This is a genomic window from Staphylococcus sp. EG-SA-2 (assembly GCF_017152085.1).
Map to the genome: position 1 here is coordinate 1 of NZ_JACYHC010000556.1, position 3,180 is coordinate 3,180.

Annotated in this window: 3 protein-coding genes and 2 pseudogenes; 3 read left to right on the top strand and 2 right to left on the bottom strand. The window is 29.9% G+C overall.

The annotated features are described in order from the left end of the window. A pseudogene (locus IDG60_RS09485) lies at positions 1-154 on the top strand (lactate dehydrogenase); the annotation flags it as partial. A 246-nt stretch (positions 155-400) separates the two neighbouring features. Here the strand turns inward: IDG60_RS09485 and IDG60_RS09490 are convergent. Continuing rightward, positions 401-1,201, bottom strand: coding sequence for a Cof-type HAD-IIB family hydrolase (locus tag IDG60_RS09490; protein WP_072497617.1), 801 nt, complete (start codon positions 1,199-1,201; stop codon positions 401-403). Between the two features lie 320 nt (positions 1,202-1,521). Between IDG60_RS09490 and IDG60_RS09495 the strand changes: the two genes are divergently transcribed. Together IDG60_RS09495 and IDG60_RS09500 are read left to right on the top strand one after the other, a co-directional pair. Next, positions 1,522-2,157: an ATP-binding cassette domain-containing protein gene (locus tag IDG60_RS09495; RefSeq protein ID WP_000773921.1), complete on the top strand. Its 636-nt coding sequence runs from the start codon at positions 1,522-1,524 to the stop codon at positions 2,155-2,157. Positions 2,158-2,162: 5 nt separating this feature from the next. After that, positions 2,163-2,894, top strand: coding sequence for a peptide ABC transporter permease (locus tag IDG60_RS09500; RefSeq protein WP_078069110.1), 732 nt, complete (start codon positions 2,163-2,165; stop codon positions 2,892-2,894). Positions 2,895-3,055: 161 nt separating this feature from the next. On the opposite strand, the pseudogene IDG60_RS09505 reads toward IDG60_RS09500, so the two are convergent. Beyond that, a pseudogene (locus IDG60_RS09505) lies at positions 3,056-3,180 on the bottom strand (class A sortase SrtA); the annotation flags it as partial.

A 3,180-nucleotide genomic window follows, 5' to 3' on the forward strand; every position in this document is an offset into this window, starting at 1 on the left:
AACATTATTAGAGTTAATCGAACATGAAAGAATTTTAGTAACACCACATATTGCTTTCTTCTCTGATGAAGCAGTACAAAACCTTGTTGAAGGTGGTTTAAACGCAGCATTATCTGTCATTAACACTAGTACATGTGAAACACGTTTAAATTAATATATATTTAAAAGCAAAGGCGCGCCATGTGCCTTTGCTTTTTATTTTGTATATCTGTATAAAAACCAGTTTGATTAAAATCCGCTTTATTTTATCATCTATTCAAATGATTTTAGTGCGCTTATTTTACTATGGCATTATTGCCTAACGTGTTTGAGATATATTAATATTTGATTATTCGTATTCAAAGTTTTCATTTAACATGTATTTAGTATCATAATAGCCGCTTCATTGATGATGTACTACCTACTTGTTCAATACTTCTTGTTCGATAATCGTTAAAACACCCTGCTTATCATTACTTGGAGCGACAGCAGAGGCAATCTTGAACAATTCTTCATCATGACTATTTTCCATCACATAACTATGCTTAGCGAACGCAAGCATATCTTTATCATTATTCGCATCTCCGAAGGCCATGAGCTCTGAAGAAGACATTCCCCATTTATCTAACAATCGTTTTAATGCCTGCCCCTTAGTCATGTTTGGCATAATAATATCAATGCTATCGTGCCCACTTGAGACAAGTTTAATATCATTGCTGAATTGCGTTGCTACTTCTTCGTCAACATTTGGATGCGTCTCACGATTAATATTAAATGCTATTTTGACATAATCATCCTCAGGTAATTGTTGTAGACTGTCAATTTCTTTTAACTGATGATAATAAAATCTCGTATCTTCTTTAAATGCTTCAGAAGTATGTTTTAAAATATACGCGCTTTTCAAACCACAGATGACGAGTTGATCAATACTTTGATTCATATTTAAGTAATCGACGACCTGTTGAAACACCTGACGATTAAAGCTTTTATAATTATATAACTCATTGCCTTTATAAATAACTGCACCATTTTCAGAAATAAAATACATATCTCTATCCCCGAAAATAGACTTCAACTTCGCATATTGATTGCCACTCGCAGCAATAAATGTAATATCTCTATTTCTAAGTTCAGTAAAAATCGCTTCAAATCTCGGTTTATCGTATGTCTTTTTCGAATCTAAAAACGTCCCGTCCATATCTACCGCAATAGCCTTAACCATGATTATCCTCCTCATTGCTCTTTTAGTCGTCTTCATTATATCCATCTCATGACAAGCAATGAAGTTTGTCATACCACAATGAACCTATATTCACATTTTGAAATTGCTTTCATATATGCAAAACACATTACACTGGATATAGCATTCAGAGGCGAACATAAATTTCAGAATATTGTAAAAATATAACGATATATTTATCATTTGGACAAAATATAGTGTGATATACTAATTTATAACATCTATACATAATGTGAAAGAATTTTTAAAAATACAATTAAATATCGGTGTAATAAATCCCTTTATACATAGGAGTTGTATACATGAAACTAAATAACTATTCTTTAAAAGTTAAAAACAAACAACTAGTTGACAATTGTGATTTAAATTTCTATCTTGGTCAGATCAATCACATTGTTGGTAAAAATGGTGTAGGAAAATCTTTATTAGCTAAAGATTTCTTACTAAATAATAGTGGAAATATCCCTAAGTCCATTTCTCAAAATGTAACCTTAATATCAAGTTCATCAAATATTCCTAATGATATAACAAAAGATTTTTTATTATCATTGTTAAAATCAAAATTTGAAAACAATCGACAAACATTCGATAAGATTTATAACATACTAAACATCGAAGCAATACCGTCTAACGTACTACTAAAAAACTTGAGTGATGGTCAAAAACAAAAGCTTAAATTATTAAGTTTCTTATTGGAAGATCATGATTTAATCATATTAGATGAAGTTACAAACGCTTTAGACAAGAAAACAGTTAATGAAATTTATGAATTTTTAAATGATTTTATTCAAAGCCATCAAACTAAAACTATTATCAATATTACACATAATTTATCCGATTTAAGTGCTTTGCCGGGTAAATACTTTATTTTTAAAGACCTTCAAATAGAAGAGTACCAATCAAAAGAAGAAGTCATAAATGATTACATTAATTTATAATTGAGGTGTCCACTTTGAAATTAGAATTTAAAAAAAGTATTTCCAATAAAATTATTTACACGCTTGGTGTGCTATTCATATTCCTTTTCTTACTTGGGTATTTTTTACCAATAGGAATAGACAAAGTTAAAAGTTTAAGCTATAGCCAGTTTTTCTTCAGTTCATATACTGTTGCAACGCAATTAGGGTTCTTACTATTTTCATTTGTTATTGCATATTTTATTAATAAAGAGTATTCGAATAAAAATACCCTGTTTTATAAATTGATTGGCGATAATATCTTTACCTTCTTCTATAAAAAGGTAGCAGTGTTATTTTTTGAATGTTTAGTGTTCATAATTCTAAGTATCACAATTATTTCAATTATATATTCGGATTTCTCACATTACTTACTATTAATAATCTTATTTTCACTCGTTATCTTACAATATATCTTAGTTGTTGGAACGATTAGTATGGTTTCACCTAACATTTTAATCAGCTTAGGTATCAGCATTGTATATTGGATTGGTTCAGTCATCTTAGTTGCCATTAATAAAAATATATTTGGTATCGTTGCTCCGTTTGAGGCGAGCAACACGATGTATCGTGCCGTAGAAAAAATATTGAATAACGAGTCAACATTTATATGTCCTACTGAAATTATAAATACAGTATCATTCTTCGTTCTTCTATTTATAGTTAATACTATTGTCTTATTACTAAGTAGAAAGAGATGGTTGAAAATCGGTATGTAGTACATAAAAAAGAGCGGCATCCATTGTCGCTCCTTTTTATTATGTATTTTTACAATCTCCACCAATGACACGTCGTCATTGGTGCCTCACACCAAACAAAAAAACAGTCTCGCAATCAAGACTGTTTTCCACTCAATATATTCATCCATTAGCGTAATGGATTATTTGACTTCTGTAGCTACAAAGATTTTACGTTTTTCCCAAACGCCTGTCTTTTCATTGTAATCATCACAAGTAATTAATGTTAATTGTTTATCTTTACCTTTTTGTTCATCTAGAACTTCTA

Bases quoted from the DNA above. Each gene is read 5' to 3' on its own strand.
- IDG60_RS09490 (WP_072497617.1), bottom strand. From the start codon at position 1,201: ATGGTTAAGGCTATTGCGGTAGATATGGACGGGACGTTTTTAGATTCG.
- IDG60_RS09495 (WP_000773921.1), top strand. From the start codon at position 1,522: ATGAAACTAAATAACTATTCTTTAAAAGTTAAAAACAAACAACTAGTT.